Genomic DNA, 17820 nt, shown 5'->3' with positions numbered 1-17820 from the left:
AAAGGGCGTGCTACTTCCCGTCTGCTGTTGGCAGCGCCAGGCTTCCCGCGCGCTGCCACTGCTCAACGAGCGCCGGCACGCCCTGCCCGGCGGCGGCGCTTATCGGCGCCACGCCCGGCGGGCTCAGCGCGTCGGCGCTCGGGTCCACCAGCGCGCAGGGCACTTTCGGTCCCAGGTAGTAAAGCAGCGTGGCCGCCGGCATCACCGCCAGGGAGGTGCCCACCACCAGCAGGAAATCTGCCTCGGCCACCAGCGCGCAGGCCTCCTCAAACAGCGGCACGGCCTCGCCGAACCACACCACGTCCGGGCGCAGCTGGCTGCCCTTGTCGCACAGATCACCCAGAGCAATGCCGCCCTTGGCGAGCGGATAGCGCATGCGCTCGTCCACGCTCGAGCGCGCGTTCAGTATCTCGCCGTGCAGGTGCAGCACCTGCTGCGAGCCGGCACGCTCGTGCAGATCGTCGATATTCTGGGTAATGACGCTGACGCGAAACCCCGCGGCCTCAAGCTCGGCAAGCGCTCGGTGGGCGGCGTTGGGCTGCGCCTTGCGCACCTGCTCCCGGCGGCGGTTATAAAACTCGAGCACCAGGGCCGGGTCGCGCTCGAAGCCCTCCGGGGTCGCCACGTCTTGCACGTTATGCTCTTCCCAGAGGCCGTCGCTTGCGCGAAACGTCTTGATGCCGCTTTCCACGCTGATCCCCGAACCGCTGAATACCACCAGATGCGGCGCTTTGCTCATGGTTATCTTACGCTCCCGTTGATGGTTGACGGCGGTCAGTGTACCAGCGCGTCAGCGCCGCCGTTAAACCGCTGCTTGTTGCGGTAGGGGTATACGTCGATCACCCGGCCGTCGCGCACGTCCTGCTGCAGCCCCTGCCAGTAGGCCGGATCAAAAAGCTCCGGGTGCAGGCGGTAGAAAAGCGCCCGGCGCTCCGGGTTGGCAATCATGAAAGGGCCGAACTCTTCAGGGAAAATATCGTAGGGGCCGATGGACAGCCCCGAGGCGTCGGCCAGCTGCCCGCCGGGGGTGCGCGGCATGGCGCGGAAGCAGCAGTCGGTGAGATAGCTGATTTCGTCGTAGTCGTAGAAGATGACCCGGCCGTGGCGGGTCACGCCGAAGTTTTTCAGCAGCATGTCGCCGGGGAAGATATTGGCCGCCGCCAGCTGCTTGATGGCGTTGCCGTAGTCGTTGAGCACGGTGCGCACCTCCTCTTCGTCGCACTGCTCCAGGTAGAGGTTGAGCGGCGTCATCATGCGCTCGGTATAGCAGTGGCGGATCAGCACCTTGTCGCCCTTCATCGAAACCTTGGAGGGGGCAGTTTCCAGCAGGTGGTCAAGACACTCCGGGTCGAAGTGATCCTTGCGGGTAATGAAGTTGGAGAACTCCTGGGTGTCGGCCATGCGCCCGACCCGGTCGTGGCGCTTGACCAGCCGGTATTTTTCCCGGACCCCCTGATGGGTAATGTCCTTGGCCGGATCGAAGACGTCGCGGATAATCTTGAACACCGTGCGGTGGGACGGCAGCACAAACACCGCCATCACCATGCCGGGGATCCCCGGGGCGAGAATAAAGCGGTCTTCGCGCCGGGCTACCTGGCGGTTGAGCGTGCGGAAAAACTCGGTCTTGCCGTGCTTGAAAAAACCGATCGCCGCGTAAAGCTCGCTTGCCGACTTGCGCGGCATCAAATCCTGCAGGTAGCTGACGAACTCGCCGGGCACGGGGACGTCGACCTGGAAATACGCCCGGGTGAAGGAAAACAGAATCGAGACTTCGTCGGGCTCGATAAGCACGGTATCCAGCTTCAGGCGGTGCTGCTCGTTGGGAGCCCCATCGTGGAGCACCGGCAGCGCCAGCGGCACCTGCTCGCCGCCGCCGCGGATCCGCCCCACCAGGTACGCGCCCTTGTTGCGGTAAAATACGCTGTGCAAAAGCTCAAGCTCGGCATCGTCCGCCCCGAGAATGGCCGGGGGCAGATGCTCGCGCAGAAAGGCCGCGCCAAGGCCGGTATCCCGGGAAAGATCGGCAAAGGGCAGCGCCAGCGGCGCCTCGTCAAGCGCCCAGACCAGCGCCGCCTGCCAGTCGCCGTCGACCCGCCGCCGCCGGCAAAGCTCGATCCCCGAGCGCCGCGCCGCATCAACCCGGGAACTGTAGACAAACACCCAGTCGTTGCGGATGTGGCGATGCTTGAAAACGGCGCAGAACAGCGAGTTGAAAAACGTTTCGGCAAGCTCGTAGTCAAGCCGCTGGCTGATCAGCTCAGCGTAGTGGCCGCGCGCTTCGCGCCAGTATTCGCAGTCGGTCAGCACGTCCCGGCTGAAGGTGCGCTGCAAACGCTCCCGGGTGCCGTCCACCTTCTCTCTGTACAGGTTGATGCGCTCGGCGCTGGCGCGCTGGGTTTCCTGCCAGGCGGCGGTGCAAAAGCGCCGGCTGGCGTCCCGGGTAATGGCCTGAAAGCGCGCGCGGTATTCGTCAAAGCCGTGGAGCACGGTCGCGGCAAGGCGATAGGCAGCGGAAAGTTTCACGGGCGCCTCCTGTGCGTTTCCTAAAGCTTCGCCGAAGCGGCGCTCGCGTACGAGACGACTTTGGTGGCACCGAAAGCGTCAGGCCACAGCCGCGATGTGCGCCAGGCGCAGGCAGAACGCGCCGGCCCGGCGGTCGGCGATCAGCAGACCCAGCTGATAGATGTCGCCCGGCGCCAGCGCCGGCGCATCGCTTAGGTGCTTGCCCCGGCGGACGGCTTCGAACTCGTGCCAGGCAAAGCGCCACGTCTGCCATTCGCCGGCCTCCGGGGTAAACGCCACGCGGTAGGCGCTGCCCTCGTCCAGGGCGCGGCTTTTCAACCGCAGCTGGTAGGTGCGGCCGTCGCCGTAGACGCGTAGTGCCACGCCGCCGGCGCCTGCCAGCGACGGCTCGAAAGCCGTCGGCTCCCGGCGGATCGAGGCAAAGCCGCCGCCGTTGGCAAGCGAGGTTTCGCCCACAAAGCGCCCCTCCCCCTGTGCCACCTGAAAGCCGCTTTTCGATTCGCCGCCCATCACGCCGTCGTTGACCGCGTACCAGCGCCGGGCCTCTTCCTCAGCCGCTTCCCCGGCTAGCGGGGCAAAATGCAAGTCGCTCATGCGGCCTCCTCGCCGTCTATTTACGTTCGCGCCGATGCTATCGCAAGCGGATAATAATCGGCGGTTAACGTCGCCTTTATCGGCGCCTTCTTAAAACAAAGTCGTAAAACAGTTTATAAAAACACGATTTGTAAAACATGGGATAAAAAAACGGCTTTTAAAGCGTTTGTTAAAACACGACCCTTGAAACATAAAAAAACTTCGTTAGGCTATCTATATTACAAAAAGACATAATAAATCATTCTAACTCCACAAAACAGAAGGAAAAGGGAACGATAACCATGCCAAAGACCATGCCAAAGAAGAACACGCTCAAGTTCGCCATCCAAACGGCCGCTGTTGCGACGGCACTTGGTTTCGCCGGCCAGGCCAGCGCCGTTGACCTGAACGTCACCGATGACACGGAGGTCAGCCTCTACGGCTTCGCGCGCCTGAACATGAGCTACGACTTTGACGGCGACAACGCGGTAAGCACCCGCGCCGGCACCTTCGACATGGACAACGACGACAAGGGCCACTTCGGCGCTGACGCTTACCAGAGCCGCCTGGGCGTCAAGGTCAAGCACGCCACGGGCGTCGACCTCACCGTAGAGGGTGGCTTCCGCGGCGGCGACGGCGGTGACTTCCGCCTGCGTCACGCCTACGGCGAATACCGCGGCTTCCTCGCGGGCCGGACCTGGTCCAACTACAACAGCTTCGTCGGCGCTACCCCCACGCTGGACTTTGACAGCCTGGCGGGGCTTGCCGGCCTCCAGGACCGTACTGAGCAGGTCCGCTATACCACCGGCCCGCTGTCCTTCTCCCTGGAGGACGCCGTACGCGGCCCCGATATTGCCGCCGGCACCCCAGGCCCGGATAGTGAACTGGACCGCGAAGGCGTTGCAAACTTCGCCGACACCCGCCAGTCGGCGCCGGTGCTCACCGCGCGCGTTGAAGACTCCGCCGGAGCGGTGTCCTACTCCGCCGCGGGCCTGGTCAACCGCGTAAGCGCCGACGACGCTACCAGCGACGACAGCGCCATCGGCTACGGCGTCTTCGGCGCCCTGACGCTCGACCTCAACGACATGATCGCGGTGCACGGCGCGGTGAACGCGACCGACGGCGCCAACGACTACCTGTACCGCTCGGGCAACAACTTCTACGGCTCCAGCGCCTACGTTGACGGCAGCGACATCGAAACCATCAAGGGCTACGGCGGCTCGCTGGGTACCAGCCTGGATCTTGGCCAGGGCCGCAGCATCAACCTGGGCTACGGCATGACCAAGCTGGATCTGGACGACGCGGTGTCCGCCGGCGCCATGACCAATGAGGCCGCCGAAAAGAACCAGAACGCCATGCTCAACTACCAGTGGACGCCGGTGAACAACGTCATGATGGGCGTCGAGTACGGCTACTATCACCAGGAAACCCGGGGCGGCGATACCAGCGAAGCCAACCGCGTGCTGTTCGCCACCCAGTATGACTTTTAAGCGGCAAACCGCCTGACAGGGCGCTAGCCTGCTGTTTGACGTAGCAAGATCGAATGCCTCGCAGCAAGACACCCCGCTAGCCGGACGCCCCGTTCGGCCTTCGGGGTTTTTTACGTCTGGGGTTCACCCCGACGCTGGGCTAGACTCGACCCGACGTCACACTTCCGGCCTTGAGGGTCTCCTGCCATGTTCAACACCACCGCCTGGAATCGCCTGCGCTATACCGCCTACGCCCCGGTTTACGACGCGGTGGCGGCGCGGGTGCTGCAAAAGCCCCGGGAAGCGGCGCTGAGCCAGGTGGCCTGGGAGCCGGGCATGCGCGTGCTGCTCACGGGCGCGGGCACCGGGCTCGATCTGCCGCTGCTGCCGCCAGATACCCGAGTGCACGCCACCGACCTGTCGGCGGCCATGATCAAGCGCACCGCCGACCGGGCGGCGCGCCTGGGCCGCGACCTGGACTGCGAGGTGATGGACGCCGAGGCGCTTGACTATCCCGACGCGTACTTCGACGTCGTGGTGATGCACTTTATCCTCGCGGTCATGCCCGACCCGGCCCGCGGGCTGGCGGAGGCGTACCGGGTGCTCAAACCCGGCGGCCAGCTTTGCCTGCTGGACAAGTTCCAGCCCGATCACCGCCCCGCCGGGGCCGGACGGCGCCTGCTCAACGCCGCCACCTCGGCCATCGCCACCGACATTACCCGCCGGGCCACGCCGCTGCTCGAGGACGCCGGCTTTACCGTCAAGCGCGACACGCCGGTGCTGATGGGCTCGGTGGTGCGCGCGCTTATCGCCACCAAGGCGCCGCCGGCAGCGCGCTAGCGCACGCCGTCGCGTCGGCTATCGCCATGCCTGCTCGGGCGTCGCTGTCCTCGGCAAAGAGGCTTAACAGCACCATGATGACCAGAGACACCAGGATGTAGAAGGCAAGGCGCTTCCAGAAGCTGATCCGCATGACAGAATCCTTGATAAAAATCGGGGCCAAAGCCGTTAAAACGCCTTTTCCAGAGCAAAGCGCGGCTGCCGCCTGCCGTCTTTTTCCACCGTTTCGTTGAACATGGCAAGCGGGCGCACCCAGAGGCCGTAGTCGCCGTAAAGCGCGCGGTAGACCACCAGCCGCTCTTCGGTTTCGCTGTGCTGCGCGCCGCCCAGCACTTCGTACAGCGGCCCCTTGTAGTGACGATAAATACCGGGAACCGGGTTCATGGCTACCCCTCTACCGACAGAGTGGATGAAGCACCGGCCGTCGCCTCGCCTCGGGCCCGGGCGTTTTTGGCCAGCCGAGCAAGCACCCGGGAGGCGGCCGTAAAGCCGAAGGTGCCGGTCACGAAAGTAGCGGCGCCAAAGCCGCTGGCGCAGTCAAGCCGCATGGACTCCCCGCCGGCGGGCTTTTGCCCGCACACCTCGCCGTCCGGGGCCGGGTAGGTCAGCTGCTCGTCGGAGTAGACGCACTCGACCGCAAAGCGCCGCTTGGGATTGCGCGAAAAGCCGAACTCCCGGCGCAGCCGGGCGCGGGTTCTGGCCAGCAGAGGGTCTTGCTGAGTGCGCGCCAGATCCGCCACCTGAATCCGCGTGGGATCCGTCTGCCCGCCGGCCGCGCCGGTCACGGTCAGCGGTATTTTGCGCCGCTTGCAAAAGGCAATCAGCGCGGCCTTGGCGACCACGCTGTCGATGGCGTCGACCACGTGGCTGGCGCCTTGGGGAATGCGCGCTTCCAGGTTGGTCGGCGTGGCAAAGGCGGCATCCGCCACCACTTCGATCTCGGGAGCGATCAGCCGGCAGCGCTCGGCGAGCACCTCGACCTTGGGCCGGCCCACGGTGCCGTCCAGGGCATGCAGCTGGCGGTTAACGTTGGACACGCAGACGTCGTCCAGATCAATCAGGGTGAGCTTGCCCACCCCGGAGCGGGCCAGCGCCTCGACCGTCCAGCAGCCGACGCCGCCCACGCCGACCACGACCACATGGGCGTGGCGAAAGGCCTCGGCGGCCCGGGTGCCGTAAAGCCGGCGGATACCGCCAAAGCGCAGGCTATAGTCATCGGCCGGCGCCGGCGCTTCAACGGGCGCCGGTATTGTCTCGGTTGCAGCCATTGGGGTTCTCATGACGTAGTGACGTTAAACGTGAAGGTCGCGGGCCGGTATCGGCGCCAGGCGCTGGCGGTCAACCGGCAGGTGGCCGGCCCAGCCAAAGTGCGCAAACAGCGCGGCCATGGGGGCGTCCAGGGCGCACTCAAGTATCAGCTGCTGCTTTAATACCGGGTGTTCAAACGCCAGCCGGGTCGCCGCCAGCAGCAGCCGGGGCGCCTCCAGGTGGCGGGCAAAAAAGCGGTTGTGCACGCTTTTGCCGTGCTTGGTATCGCCGATGATCGGATAGCCGCGCCGAGACAGGTGCCGACGGATCTGATGATGCCGCCCGCTCAGCGGCCGCGCCTCCACCAGCGAATAGCGCGCCTGGGGGTAGCGATCCACCTGCACCGGCAGCTCGACGCTGTCCAGCCGGGTGATATCGGTCACCGCCGGCATCGCCGGCATTTCCGCCTTGGGGCGACTGCCGTTTTCCTCGCGCAGCGCGTAGTCCAGCCGCTCGCTCTCCGGGGCCACCCCGCGCACCACCGCCAGATAGCGCTTGTCGAGTTGCTGCCCGGCAAAGGCCTCGCACAGCCGCGCGGCGATGTCTGACGTCAGCGCAAACACCATCACCCCGGACGTCGGCCGGTCCAGCCGGTGCACCGGGTAGACGCGCTGGCCGATCTGGTCGCGCAGACGCTGGAGCAAAAACTCGCGCTCGCCCCGAGCCAGCGCCGTGCGGTGGACCAAAAGCCCCGCCGGCTTGTGCACGGCAACAAGGTATTCGTCCTGATACAGCAGCGTCAACGAGGGCATGGCAACTCCGGGAAAGCAGAGGGCTATTGTCGCGGCTTGGCGAGCGGATGTCACCTCTGCGCCGGCGGCTAGCTACGCCTGCTTCGCCTCCATCTGCGCGACAAAGGCGGCCACCTCGGCAAAGGCCTCGTCGGCCTCGGGCAGCAGCGGGGCAAAAATCTGCCAGACGTGCACCATGCCGGGCCAGAGCTGCAGCGTGACAGGCGAGCCCTCAGCGGTAGCCCTGGCGGCGTAGCGCCGGGCGTTATCCACGAGCATTTCGTCGGCGCTTGCCTGAATCAGCGTCGGCGGCAGGCCGGCCAGCCTACCGCGTAGCGGCGACGCCTGAGGGTGGGTCGGCGACACGCGAAACAGCGCCAGTACGGCCCACCACACCAGCGGCCGGGGCAGCCTGGCGAAGCGGCCAAACATCGGCCCCAGCAGCCAATCGGTGGCAATATTGCGGCGGTTGCTGGGCGCGGTCAGCGTCAGGTCCGTGGAGGGGGAAAACGCCACGGCGCCGTCGGCCTGGCGCAGGCCGCTGTCGCGCAGCCAGGCCAGCAGCCCCAGGGTGTGGCTGCCGCCGGCGGAGTCGCCGGCGACCAGCATGAATTCGGCCTCGGCGGCGCCCTCGGGGCCGTTGTCGAGCAGCCAGCGGTAGGCCTCGCGGCAGTCTTTCACGCCGTCCATGAAGCGGTGCTCCGGCATCAGCCGGTAGTCCACGGCGAACACCGCGGCCCGAGTGGCCCGAGACAGCCGATCGGTGATCGCCCGGTGGCTGCGTGGGCTGCCGGCGGTCCAGCCGCCGCCGTGAAGATACAGCACTCGCCGCCGGGTATCCGCCTCTGGGGCAACCATCCATTCGCCTTTCGGCGTTTCCTGAAGCCGCAGCGCCGAGTGCAGCACCAGGTCATCGCTCAGCGCGTCCATATGGTCGCGCAGCGCCACTATTCCGGCTTTCCCGGCGCGGCTTTTGGCGACGCCGTGCGCCTGTTCGACAAGCTCGCGCACCCGTTGATTCTCGGGGCCCGGCGACTGCTGCCGGACGGCATACGCCTGCCGGTCCAGCGCCGACAGATCCTTCAAACGAAACGTTAGCCGCGTGGCAAGCGCGGCAACCGCCGCCAGGCCAGCCAGCGCGGCCAGGGTAAGATACAGCCAGAACATTGAGCACCTGTTTGCTTGAATGGCAGGACCGCCGGCAGCCGCAGGGGGATTCGCCCGGGGGAAACCGGCTCCGGCATTTCGGTGCGGCATTGGGTCACGGAGCAAAACTTTGCTAGGCTCGAAGCAGGCTTTCAAGCCAACGCTGCCCCCTGCGGGCAGTATTTTATCAGCAAGGAGGTAACCTCATGCGCTACATTGCACCGCTTACCGGTATTGCCGCATCGCTGCTGCTCGCTGCCTCGGCCCACGCCGCCGATACGCTCGACGTTGACGTTCACAGCGTCAGCGCCGACGGCGTTGGCGACGCTATGGGCACCGTCACCCTCGAGCAGACCGATCACGGCCTGCTGCTGACGCCCTCACTTGAAGGCCTGGAAGCCGGCATCCACGGCTTTCACGTCCACCAGAACGCCAGCTGTGACCCCAAGGAAGACGACAACGGCGAAACCGTTGCCGCGCTGGCGGCGGGTGGCCACTACGATCCTGAATCCACCGAGACCCACCAGGGCCCCTACGGCGACGGCCATCTGGGCGACCTGCCGGCACTCGCCGTCGATGACAGCGGCGAGGCCAACCTGCCCACCCTGGCACCGCGCCTGAGCCTTGACGACATGGACGGCCGCAGCCTGATGATCCACGCAGGCGGCGATAACTACTCCGACGAGCCCCATCTGGGCGGCGGCGGCTCCCGCGTCGCCTGCGGCGTAGTGGAACAGTAAGCGTAGAACAGTAACTCACGCCGTCATCGCCGGCCCGCCGGCGGTCGCACTACGCAAAAACGGGCAGGCCCCATAGCGGCCTGCCCGTTTTTTTGATCCTTTGCTGCGCGCAGCGCAGCAAAGAAAATTACTCTTCGTCGCCGGCCATCTGCATCTGGCGCTGCAGGTAGTTCTGGATACCTACCTGCTCGATCAGGTGCAGCTCGGTTTCGATGTGGTCGATGTGGTCTTCTTCTTCGGCCAGCAGGTCGCGCAGCAGATCGCGGCTAACGTAGTCCTTGACGCTTTCAGCGTAGGTAATCGCTTCGATGTAATCGCGGCGACCGTCGTGCTCGATCTTGAGATCGCTCTCGAGCATTTCCTTGACGTTCTCGCCGATGTAAAGCTTGCCCAGGTCCTGAAGGTTGGGGATGCCTTCGAGGAAGAGGATGCGCTCGATCAGCTTGTCGGCGTGCTGCATCTCTTCGATGGACTCGTCGTACTCCCACTTGGCCAGCGCCTTGAGGCCCCAGTCCTTGTACATCTTGGCGTGCAGGAAGTACTGGTTGATCGCTACCAGCTCATTGCCCAGCGCAATGTTCAAATGTTCGATAACTTTCGGATCGCCTTTCATGACACACCTCTTGGTTGAACGTTGCAGGTCATAACGCCGTCGATAACGCGCCTGACGGAGCATGACACCGCCGTCAAGGCTTAAGCAACCAGGAGACAGGGCGCAACAAGCCTACTCCCGGAGATGCCGAGAGTATAGGCTAAAATAACGAAAACTCAACTAAATCAAAATGTTGCTAAAGGCAACAAAAACAAGAAAGATTCGCGTCACAGGGCGTCGGGATCAGCGCCCCCAACTGTCAAATGGCGTAGGCCAGCCCCATGTCGGCGTCGGCCCGCGCATCGCTTAGCGCCTCACGGGTAACGGCCTTGGCCGTACAGGCGCACTTGCCGCACTGGGTGCCGCAGCCGGTGGCTTCGCGGACTTCCCGCCAGCTGCGCGCGCCGTCATCGACCTCACGGCGGATCCGGTGATCCGTGACTCCCTTGCACATACAAACGTACATGGCACACCTCGCTCAATACACGAGGTTAATGTAAATGATTCCCATAGTTAATCGCAATAGCAACGGCTCTTATTTTTACCCTCCGCCTTTTTACCCTCCGCCGTTGTTCTGCCCCTTTTGCGCTGCCTGCCACTGCTTTTTTCGCCGCCCGCCGGCCTTTCTCGGCGACTCGCCCTGCCCTTTCTTGGGCAGCACCACCGTTTGCGTCCCGGAAGCGATATCCGGCCAGCTCCTTTTCTGGGGGTCAAACAGCACCCACCAGTACCCGAGCCCCAGCGCGGCAAGCGACACCCAGGCCGCCATGCAGCGGATCAGGCTCTGAGCCAGGCTGATCGGCGCTCCCTGGGCGTCCTGCACCCGGAGCCGCCAGGCCTGCATCCCCAGGGTCATCCCCCCCCGGCGCCAGCAGTAGGCAAAAAATGCCGCCGTCGAGCACACCAGCAGCAGCCGCAGCGTTGCCACAGCCAGGCTTCCGGTGCCGATGCTTTCGGCGCTGCGGCCGAGCACGAAGCGCATGAAAGCCGTGTGCGCCACCGTGACCAGCAGCCAGATGGCGAGCACCAGAAAGCCGTCGTAAAGCATCGCCGCCAGCCGCCGGGGCAGCGTCGCCGGGGTTACGCTATCCAGCTGGGTAAAACGTCGTTGGGTCATGGGTCTCTCTCGAAAAACGTGGCGTCGCCTCAGCCGTTGCGGCGCAAAAGGAAAAGCCCCGCCGCCGCGCAGGCCAGAATGGGCACCAGCACCGCCCATACCGGCGAAAAGCCGAAGATGGTCGACGCCGGGGCGAGCAGGTCCTGGGTATATTTGAACAAAAGCCCGGTAATCACGCCGTAAAACACCCGGGTGCCGGCGGCTACGGTGCGCAGCGGGCCAAACACGAAGGAGGCCGCGATCAGCACCAGCGACCCCATAGTCAGCGGCAGCAGCATTTTCTGCCAAAAGTACAAAAGCGGCTGCTCGGCGCTGCGCCCCTGGGACTCGAGAAACTGCGCATAGGCATAGAGCTCGCTTGGCGACTGGCTTTCGACGTCGCGCAGCAGTCGCTCAAGCTGCTTGGGCGTGAGCGCGGTCTCCCAGCGCTCGCTTGAGCGGTTAGCGGCCTCGGTATGGTCGGGATAAAACCGCGTGGTCGAGACGTTGCTCAGGCGCCACTCGCCGTTTTCCCAGTAGGCGCGCTCGGCGTAGGACGCCTCGACCAGCTGGCGGTCGTCAAAGCGGTAGCGCAGCAGGTCGAGCACCACGTTGTCGGCACGGATGGCCCCGAAGCGATAAATGCTGTCCTCCTCGATCTGCCAGGCGCTGCGGCTGGTCAGCAGCGCGCCCTCGCCCCGGCGCTGCTCGAACTGCCAGGCCTCGGCAAACTGCTCGGTGCGCGGGCTGACGAACTCCGCCACCAGCAGCACCGCCACCACCACCAGCAGCACCGGCTTCATCACGCCCCAGACAATGCGCGATAGCGAACGCCCGGCGGCGCGCATCACGGTCAGCTCGTTGCTCGAGGCCATGCTGCCAAGGCCGATCAGCGCGCCGATCAGCACCGCCACCGGGGCGTACTGGTAAAACCGCCAGGGCAGGCGCATGCTCAGATACAAAAGCACGTCCAGGCTTGAGTAGGCGCCCTGGACGTCGTCCAGGTCGTCGATATAGGCGATGATCAGGTCAAGCCCCAGCAATACGACCTGCACCACCAGAATGGAGGCCAGCACGTTGCGTGCGATATAGCGGTCCAGACGATCCATCAGCATTAGCGCATCCCCTTGCGTTGCGAACGCCATAAAAGCCCCAGCCCCAGCGCCAGAAAGGCGCCGTGAACCGGCCAGACGCCAATCGCGGCGGGCAGGGTTGCGTTACCCACGGCGTCCACCGCAGCCAGCAATAAGCTAAGATAAGCGACATACAGAAACACCGCCGGCAGCAGTTTGGCAAAGCGCCCCTGGCGGGGGTTGACCCGGGAAAGCGGCTGGGCGATCAGCCCCAGCACGAAGACCATCAGCGGCACGCCCATGCGCCACTGCCATTGGGCCATGGCCTCGGGCTCGCCGCTTTGCCACAGCGAGGCGGTGCTCTGAAACTCCGCCGCATCCAGCTCCTGACGATCGCCGCTTACCCCCAGCCGGATGGTATAGCGCTCAAAGGCCAGGTGTTCGGCCTGGTGCTCACCCGGCGTCACGCCAAAGCGATCGCCGCTTTCCAGCACCAGAAAGCGGCTGCCGGTCTCGTCGCGCACCTCCTGATGGCCCTGCTCGGCCCGGGTCACGTAGTTGGGCACCTCTTCGCCGCGGCTGCCGAGCTGATGGACGAACACGTTCTGCATCTGCTGGCCGTCCCGGGAAAAGCCGCTGATGTAGGCCGTGCGCCCCTGGCCGAAGTTCTGAAAGCGGCCCGGCGCCAGTATCGAGGCATCCAGCCGGCTGCGCTGCTCCTGAATCACTTCCTCGTTGAGCATGCTGCCCCAGGGCGTCAGCCAGATACTGCACAGGCCCACCAGCAGGGCCACCAGCAGCGAGGGCAGCAGGGTAATCTGTAAAAGCTTCCCCGGGCTTACCCCGCAGGCCACCATGACGGTGATTTCGCTGTTCATGTAAAGCTGGCCGTAGGCCAGCAGTATCCCCAGAAAAAACGCCAGCGGCAGCACCAGCTCCATGAACCCCGGCAGATGAAAGAGCATCAGATTGCCAAGCACCGTCACCGGGAAGTCGCCCTCTGCCGCCTTGCCAAAATAGCGGATAAAGCGCCCGCCCATGACCACCAGCAGCAAAACGCCGGCCACTGCCGACATGGTGAGCAGCACTTCACGGGTCAGATAGCGAAATAAAATCAACGTGATCTCCGGCCAGTCTTGCGGGATGCCATGCAATGCGCCCACGGCTTGGGTACACTGGCGGGCATTATCCTGAATCTCTCGATGCTTGTCTTGTTTGGAGACGCCATGCAATTTTCCGTTCAGACCGCCAACCCCGCCAAAGCCGAAACCGCCTGCGTCGTCGTCCCGGTGTTTAAGGACGGCGAGCTGCTGCCCGCCGCCGCCAGGCTGGACGACGCCAGCGAGCGGCTGATTGGCCAGCTGATGGAGCGCGGCGACTTCGACGCGGCCCTGGGCAACGTGCTGATGGTGCCTTTCGCCCCCGGCCTTTGCACCGAGCGGCTGATGCTGGTGGGTCTCGGCGAGCGGAAAGACTGCCGGGAAGCGGCCTTCCTCAAGGCGCTGGACGCCGCCAGCGAAGCGTTGATCAAGCTGCCCGCCGACGACGCCGTGATCGCCTTTGCCGACGTGCCGCTCGACGAGCGCGACAGCGCCTGGAAAGCGCGCAAGGTGCTCGAGGCCGTGCTCGGCGCCGGCTACCGCTTCGACCGCTTCAAGACGTCGCCGGCCGAGTCTCCCGTTCTTGAACGGGTCGCGCTCTGCGCCCGGGACAGCGACGAAGCCGCGCTCATCGAACAGGGAGCGGCCATCGGCCGCGCCATTGGCGAAGGCATCAACCATACCCGCACGCTTGCCAACCTGCCCGGCAACGTCTGCACGCCGCGCTACCTGGCCGCCGAGGCTGAAGCCCTGGCGGCCGAGTCCGACGGCGCGCTCACCGCCGAGATCCTCGACGAAGACGCCCTTGAGGCCCTCGGCGCCGGATCGCTGCTTTCGGTGGGGCGCGGCAGCGTCGAGCCTACGCGGCTGATCGTGATGCACTATCGGGGCGCCGACAACCCTGACGAGGCGCCCCACGTGCTGGTAGGCAAGGGCATCACCTTCGACTCCGGCGGCATTTCGCTCAAGCCCGGCGCCGGCATGGACGAAATGAAATTCGACATGGGCGGTGCGGCAAGCGTATTCGGCACGGCCAAAGCCATGCTCGGCATTCGCCCCGCCATGAACCTCGTGTTCATCGTCGCCGCGGCGGAAAACATGCCCGGCAGCGCGGCCACCAAGCCCGGCGACATCGTCACCACCCTCAAGGGGCTCACCGTCGAAGTGCTCAATACCGACGCCGAAGGCCGCCTGGCGCTGTGCGACGCCCTGACCTACGCCGAACGCTTTGAGCCGGCAAGCGTCGTGGACATCGCCACCCTCACCGGCGCGGCGATCATCGGCCTTGGCCACCACGCCAGCGGGCTTCTGGCCAACGACGACGACGTCGCCCTGGACGTGCTCGACGCCGGGGAAACCGCCTGGGACCGCGCCTGGCACCTGCCGCTGTGGGACGAATACCAGGAGCAGCTGGACTCCAACTTCGCCGACCTGGCCAACATCGGCGGCAAGCCGGCGGGCACCATTACCGCAGGGTGCTTTCTCTCGCGCTTCACCCAAAGCTACCCCTGGGCGCACCTGGACATCGCCGGCACCGCCTGGCACTCCGGCAAGCAGAAAGGCGCCACCGGCCGCCCGGTCGGGCTTTTGACCCAGTACCTGCTGGATCGGCAAAACGAGGCTGACGTGGAAGACGTCGAGCGCTAACATGGAAAGCCCCAGGGCTTGCCGGTCCTCTGTGCCGGCAAGCCCGCGCCGGCTTTTCACTCCGGTTTTACGCCCGTCTTTTATCCGCCAGCCCCGCGCTGGTTTTCAGCGGAGAACACGCCCGTGCCTTCAGACTCATATCCTGCCGACGCCTTTCAACTGGTACCGTCCAACCAGCCCGTGCCCGACAACGTCCGCGACAGCATTCTTCAGGCCCCGGGGTTCGGCACCCACTTCAGCGATCATATGGCGCACATCCGCTGGACGCTGGAGGCCGGCTGGCACGCCCACGGCATTTCTCCCTACGGCCCGCTGACCCTGGACCCGGCCGCCGCGGTGCTGCACTACGGCCAGGAAATCTTCGAAGGCATCAAGGCCTACCGCCACGCCGACGGCTCGGTGTGGACCTTCCGCCCGGAGAAAAACGCCGAGCGCTTTCGCAAAAGCGCCCGCCGCCTGGCGCTGCCGGAGCTCTCCGACGACGACTTTATCGGCGCGCTCAAGGCGCTGCTCGCCCAGGATCACGCCTGGGTGCCCACCCCGGCCGACGCCGCCGACGAGTGCAGCCTTTACCTGCGCCCGTTCATGATCGCTACCGAAGCGTTTCTCGGCGTGCGCCCCTCCCACGAAGTGGACTTCTACGTCATCGCCTCGCCGGCGGCGGCCTACTTCAAGGGCGGCGTGGAGCCGGTGTCGATCTGGCTTTCCAGCCACTTTAAGCGCGCCGCCCCGGGCGGCACCGGCTTTGCCAAGTGCGGCGGCAACTACGCCGCCTCGCTCGCCGCGCAAAAGCAGGCCGAAGCCCAGGGCTGCAGCCAGGTGGCGTTTCTCGACGCCGCGGAGAACCGCTGGATCGAAGAGCTGGGCGGCATGAACCTGTTTTTCGTCTTCAGCGACGGCCGCCTGGTGACCCCGCGCCTGACCGATACCATCCTCGAAGGCGTCACCCGGGACTCGGTGCTGACCCTTGCCCGGGACGAGGGCCTGACCCCGGAAGAGCGCCCGGTGAGTCTCGACGAATGGCGCGAAGGCGCCGAGTCCGGCGAGATTACCGAGGTCTTTGCCTGCGGCACGGCGGCGGTGATTACCCCGGTCAGCGAGCTGGTTACCGAGCACGAGCGCATCCGCCTGACCGCCGGCGGCGACAACGCCGTGGCCAAGCGCCTGCGCACCCAGCTGCTGAACCTGCAGTACGGTCGGAGCGAAGACACCCGCGGCTGGCTGACCCGGCTGGTATAAGCGCCGGCAGCGCAGGAGCCCCTATGGCGCGTATCGACTTCTACATTCTGCCGGACACCACCCTGGACGCGCGGCTGGCGTTTGCCTGCAAGCTTTCGGATACTATCTGGCGCCGAGGCTACCGGCTGCACCTGCACTGCGAAGACCGCGCCCTTGCCGAGCAGGCCGACGCCGCGCTGTGGGACTTTCGCCCGGACGCCTACCTGCCCCACGCGCTGGAAGACAGCGAAATGGCGGCAGAGGTGCCGGTCACCCTGGGGTGGGGCAACCTGCCCGCCCCCAAGGGAGAAACGGCGCTTTTAAACCTGCACCCGGATATTCCCGAGGGCTTCGAGCGCTACGCCCGGGTGGCCGAGATCATCAACCAGCACCAGGCCGTGCTCATGGCCAAGCGCGCCTGCTGGCAGCGCTACAAGGCGCTGGGCCACGAGGTGGTACCGCACCAGCTGGGCTAACGGCCGGCTGGGACGCCATTCGCTTTTCTTTGCGGTGAACCTATGCTGCGGCTTGCTCGCTTTCCGCTGGTGACCATCGTCATCGCCCAGCTCTTCGGCACCTCGCTGTGGTTCAGCGTCAACGGCGTCGGCGAGGCGCTGAAATGGGCCGCGGAATTCACCGACGGCGACCTGGGGCTTTTGACCATTGCGGTGCAGGCGGGCTTTATTAGCGGCACCCTCGCCATTGCCACCACGGGCCTTGCCGACCGGGTGCGCGCCAGCCGCCTCTTCGCCAGCGCCGCGCTTGCCGGCGCGCTGGTCAACGGTGCTTTTATCCTCACCGCCCACCAGCTGGCGCTCGGCGTGCTGCTGCGCTTTCTCACCGGGCTGTGCCTGGCTGGCATCTACCCGCTGGGCATGAAGCTGGTGGTCAGCTGGACGCCCCGCCAGGCGGGTGCCGCGCTGGGCTGGCTGGTCGGCATGCTCACCCTGGGCACCGCCTCGCCGCACCTGCTGCGCGGGCTCACGTTGGCTCTCCCCTGGCAGTGGCCGCTGCTGCTGGCCTCGCTGCTGGCGGTGGTCGCCGCCGCGCTCATCCTGGCGCTGGGCGTGGGGCCGCACCTACCGGAAAAGGCGCCCGCCGGGCCGCCCTGGGCCGGCGCGCGCGCCTTCAAGCAGCGCCCTTTTCGCGCCGCGGCGCTGGGCTACTTTGGCCACTCCTGGGAGCTTTACGGCTTCTGGGCGCTGGTGCCGCTGCTCGTCACCCGGGAGCTTGAGCGCCTTGACGCTCCGCTGGCGGGCGTGGCCTGGCTCAGCTTCGCCGTTATGGCTCTGGGCACCCCGGGGTGCATTCTGGCCGGCCGGGCCAGCCGCCGCTACGGCAGTCCGGCGGTCGCCCGCGCGGCGCTGGCCACCTCCGGCGCGCTGTGCCTGAGCTATCCGCTTCTGGGCAGCGCCCCGCCGCTTTTGCTGATCGCGCTGCTCGGCGTCTGGGGGATCAGCGTGATTGCCGACTCGGCGCAGTTTTCCGCGCTGGCCTCCCAAAGCGCCCCGCCGGAGCGGCTGGGTGCGGCCCTTGCCGGGATGAACGCCATCGGCTTTGCCCTGACCATCCCCGCCATCGCGCTGGTCACGACGCAGTGGGCCGATCACGGCCCGGCCGTGCTCTGGTGGCTATTGCCCGGCCCGGCGTTCGGGCTTCTCGCTATGGGCGGCAGCGCCCGCCGGCCGGGAAGCCACTGCCGCGGGGGCGAGGCCTGACGCCGGACGGCCTCAGGGGTTATACTCGACGCCATTTTTCGCCTGC

General features: G+C 65.8%; 20 protein-coding genes. 7 read left to right on the top strand and 13 right to left on the bottom strand.

What is annotated here, in order from left to right; genetic code table 11:
• Positions 1–10: 10 nt before the first annotated feature.
• The 3 genes from RS027_RS03475 to RS027_RS03465 form a co-directional block, all read right to left on the bottom strand.
• The gene (locus RS027_RS03475; RefSeq protein ID WP_311954223.1) at positions 11–739 is read right to left on the bottom strand and encodes an SIR2 family NAD-dependent protein deacylase; all 729 of its coding nucleotides are present in this window, start codon (positions 737–739) and stop codon (positions 11–13) included.
• 35 nt (positions 740–774) lie between these two features.
• The gene (gene aceK, locus RS027_RS03470; RefSeq protein WP_311954220.1) at positions 775–2523 is read right to left on the bottom strand and encodes a bifunctional isocitrate dehydrogenase kinase/phosphatase; all 1749 of its coding nucleotides are present in this window, start codon (positions 2521–2523) and stop codon (positions 775–777) included.
• Between the two features lie 78 nt (positions 2524–2601).
• A complete protein-coding gene (locus RS027_RS03465; protein ID WP_311954217.1) occupies positions 2602–3117 on the bottom strand; it encodes a CIA30 family protein in 516 nt (171 codons plus the stop codon).
• Between the two features lie 281 nt (positions 3118–3398).
• On the opposite strand from RS027_RS03465, the gene RS027_RS03460 reads away from it, so the two are divergent.
• Together RS027_RS03460 and RS027_RS03455 are read left to right on the top strand one after the other, a co-directional pair.
• Positions 3399–4586 carry a DcaP family trimeric outer membrane transporter gene (locus RS027_RS03460; RefSeq protein ID WP_311954213.1) on the top strand — a complete coding sequence of 396 codons (1188 nt, stop codon included), beginning with the start codon at positions 3399–3401 and terminating at the stop codon, positions 4584–4586.
• A gap of 186 nt (positions 4587–4772) precedes the next feature.
• Positions 4773–5405: a class I SAM-dependent methyltransferase gene (locus RS027_RS03455; RefSeq protein ID WP_311954209.1), complete on the top strand. Its 633-nt coding sequence runs from the start codon at positions 4773–4775 to the stop codon at positions 5403–5405.
• On the opposite strand, the gene RS027_RS03450 is transcribed toward RS027_RS03455, so the two are convergent.
• From RS027_RS03450 to RS027_RS03430, 5 genes are all read right to left on the bottom strand, one after another.
• Positions 5371–5538 (bottom strand): hypothetical protein, encoded by a 168-nt coding sequence (locus RS027_RS03450; protein ID WP_311954205.1) that lies wholly within the window; start codon positions 5536–5538, stop codon positions 5371–5373. The genes RS027_RS03455 and RS027_RS03450 overlap by 35 nt on opposite strands.
• A 35-nt stretch (positions 5539–5573) precedes the next feature.
• Positions 5574–5789: a DUF1653 domain-containing protein gene (locus tag RS027_RS03445; protein WP_311954201.1), complete on the bottom strand. Its 216-nt coding sequence runs from the start codon at positions 5787–5789 to the stop codon at positions 5574–5576.
• Positions 5790–5791: 2 nt separating this feature from the next.
• A complete protein-coding gene (tcdA, locus tag RS027_RS03440; RefSeq protein WP_311954198.1) occupies positions 5792–6673 on the bottom strand; it encodes a tRNA cyclic N6-threonylcarbamoyladenosine(37) synthase TcdA in 882 nt (293 codons plus the stop codon).
• A 24-nt stretch (positions 6674–6697) separates the two neighbouring features.
• Positions 6698–7465: a pseudouridine synthase gene (locus RS027_RS03435; RefSeq protein WP_311954196.1), complete on the bottom strand. Its 768-nt coding sequence runs from the start codon at positions 7463–7465 to the stop codon at positions 6698–6700.
• Between the two features lie 72 nt (positions 7466–7537).
• Entirely contained in the window at positions 7538–8611 is a 1074-nt protein-coding gene (locus tag RS027_RS03430; RefSeq protein WP_311954194.1) for an alpha/beta hydrolase, read from the bottom strand.
• Positions 8612–8796: 185 nt separating this feature from the next.
• Here RS027_RS03430 and sodC point away from each other — a divergent pair, with 185 nt between their 5' ends.
• Positions 8797–9330 (top strand): superoxide dismutase [Cu-Zn] SodC, encoded by a 534-nt coding sequence (sodC, locus tag RS027_RS03425; RefSeq protein ID WP_311954191.1) that lies wholly within the window; start codon positions 8797–8799, stop codon positions 9328–9330.
• Between the two features lie 127 nt (positions 9331–9457).
• On the opposite strand, the gene bfr is transcribed toward sodC, so the two are convergent.
• From bfr to lptF, 5 genes are all read right to left on the bottom strand, one after another.
• Complete coding sequence (gene bfr, locus RS027_RS03420) at positions 9458–9943, bottom strand: bacterioferritin (RefSeq protein ID WP_311884627.1); 486 nt, start codon at positions 9941–9943, stop codon at positions 9458–9460.
• A 238-nt stretch (positions 9944–10181) separates the two neighbouring features.
• Positions 10182–10388, bottom strand: a complete 207-nt coding sequence (locus RS027_RS03415; protein ID WP_311954188.1) for a (2Fe-2S)-binding protein — start codon at positions 10386–10388, stop codon at positions 10182–10184.
• 90 nt (positions 10389–10478) lie between these two features.
• Positions 10479–11039 carry an RDD family protein gene (locus RS027_RS03410; protein ID WP_311954186.1) on the bottom strand — a complete coding sequence of 187 codons (561 nt, stop codon included), beginning with the start codon at positions 11037–11039 and terminating at the stop codon, positions 10479–10481.
• Between the two features lie 29 nt (positions 11040–11068).
• Positions 11069–12133: an LPS export ABC transporter permease LptG gene (lptG, locus tag RS027_RS03405; RefSeq protein ID WP_311954183.1), complete on the bottom strand. Its 1065-nt coding sequence runs from the start codon at positions 12131–12133 to the stop codon at positions 11069–11071.
• Positions 12133–13209: an LPS export ABC transporter permease LptF gene (lptF, locus tag RS027_RS03400; protein ID WP_311954181.1), complete on the bottom strand. Its 1077-nt coding sequence runs from the start codon at positions 13207–13209 to the stop codon at positions 12133–12135. The genes lptG and lptF overlap by 1 nt, the downstream gene beginning before the upstream one ends.
• A 108-nt stretch (positions 13210–13317) precedes the next feature.
• Between lptF and RS027_RS03395 the strand changes: the two genes are divergently transcribed.
• From RS027_RS03395 to RS027_RS03380, 4 genes are all read left to right on the top strand, one after another.
• Entirely contained in the window at positions 13318–14838 is a 1521-nt protein-coding gene (locus RS027_RS03395) for a leucyl aminopeptidase (RefSeq protein ID WP_311954178.1), read from the top strand.
• A 159-nt stretch (positions 14839–14997) separates the two neighbouring features.
• A complete protein-coding gene (locus tag RS027_RS03390; RefSeq protein ID WP_376717575.1) occupies positions 14998–16077 on the top strand; it encodes a branched-chain amino acid aminotransferase in 1080 nt (359 codons plus the stop codon).
• A gap of 23 nt (positions 16078–16100) precedes the next feature.
• On the top strand, positions 16101–16532 hold the full coding sequence (locus RS027_RS03385) for a DNA polymerase III subunit chi (RefSeq protein ID WP_311954172.1): 432 nt from the start codon (positions 16101–16103) through the stop codon (positions 16530–16532).
• A gap of 42 nt (positions 16533–16574) precedes the next feature.
• On the top strand, positions 16575–17774 hold the full coding sequence (locus RS027_RS03380; protein ID WP_311954169.1) for an MFS transporter: 1200 nt from the start codon (positions 16575–16577) through the stop codon (positions 17772–17774).
• Positions 17775–17820: the final 46 nt, after the last annotated feature.

This window comes from Halomonas garicola, from assembly GCF_031935715.1.
Taxonomy (GTDB): domain Bacteria; phylum Pseudomonadota; class Gammaproteobacteria; order Pseudomonadales; family Halomonadaceae; genus Vreelandella; species Vreelandella garicola.
The sequence above is the reverse complement of the archived record's forward strand: the minus strand, read 5'-3'. Positions and strand labels throughout refer to the sequence as shown.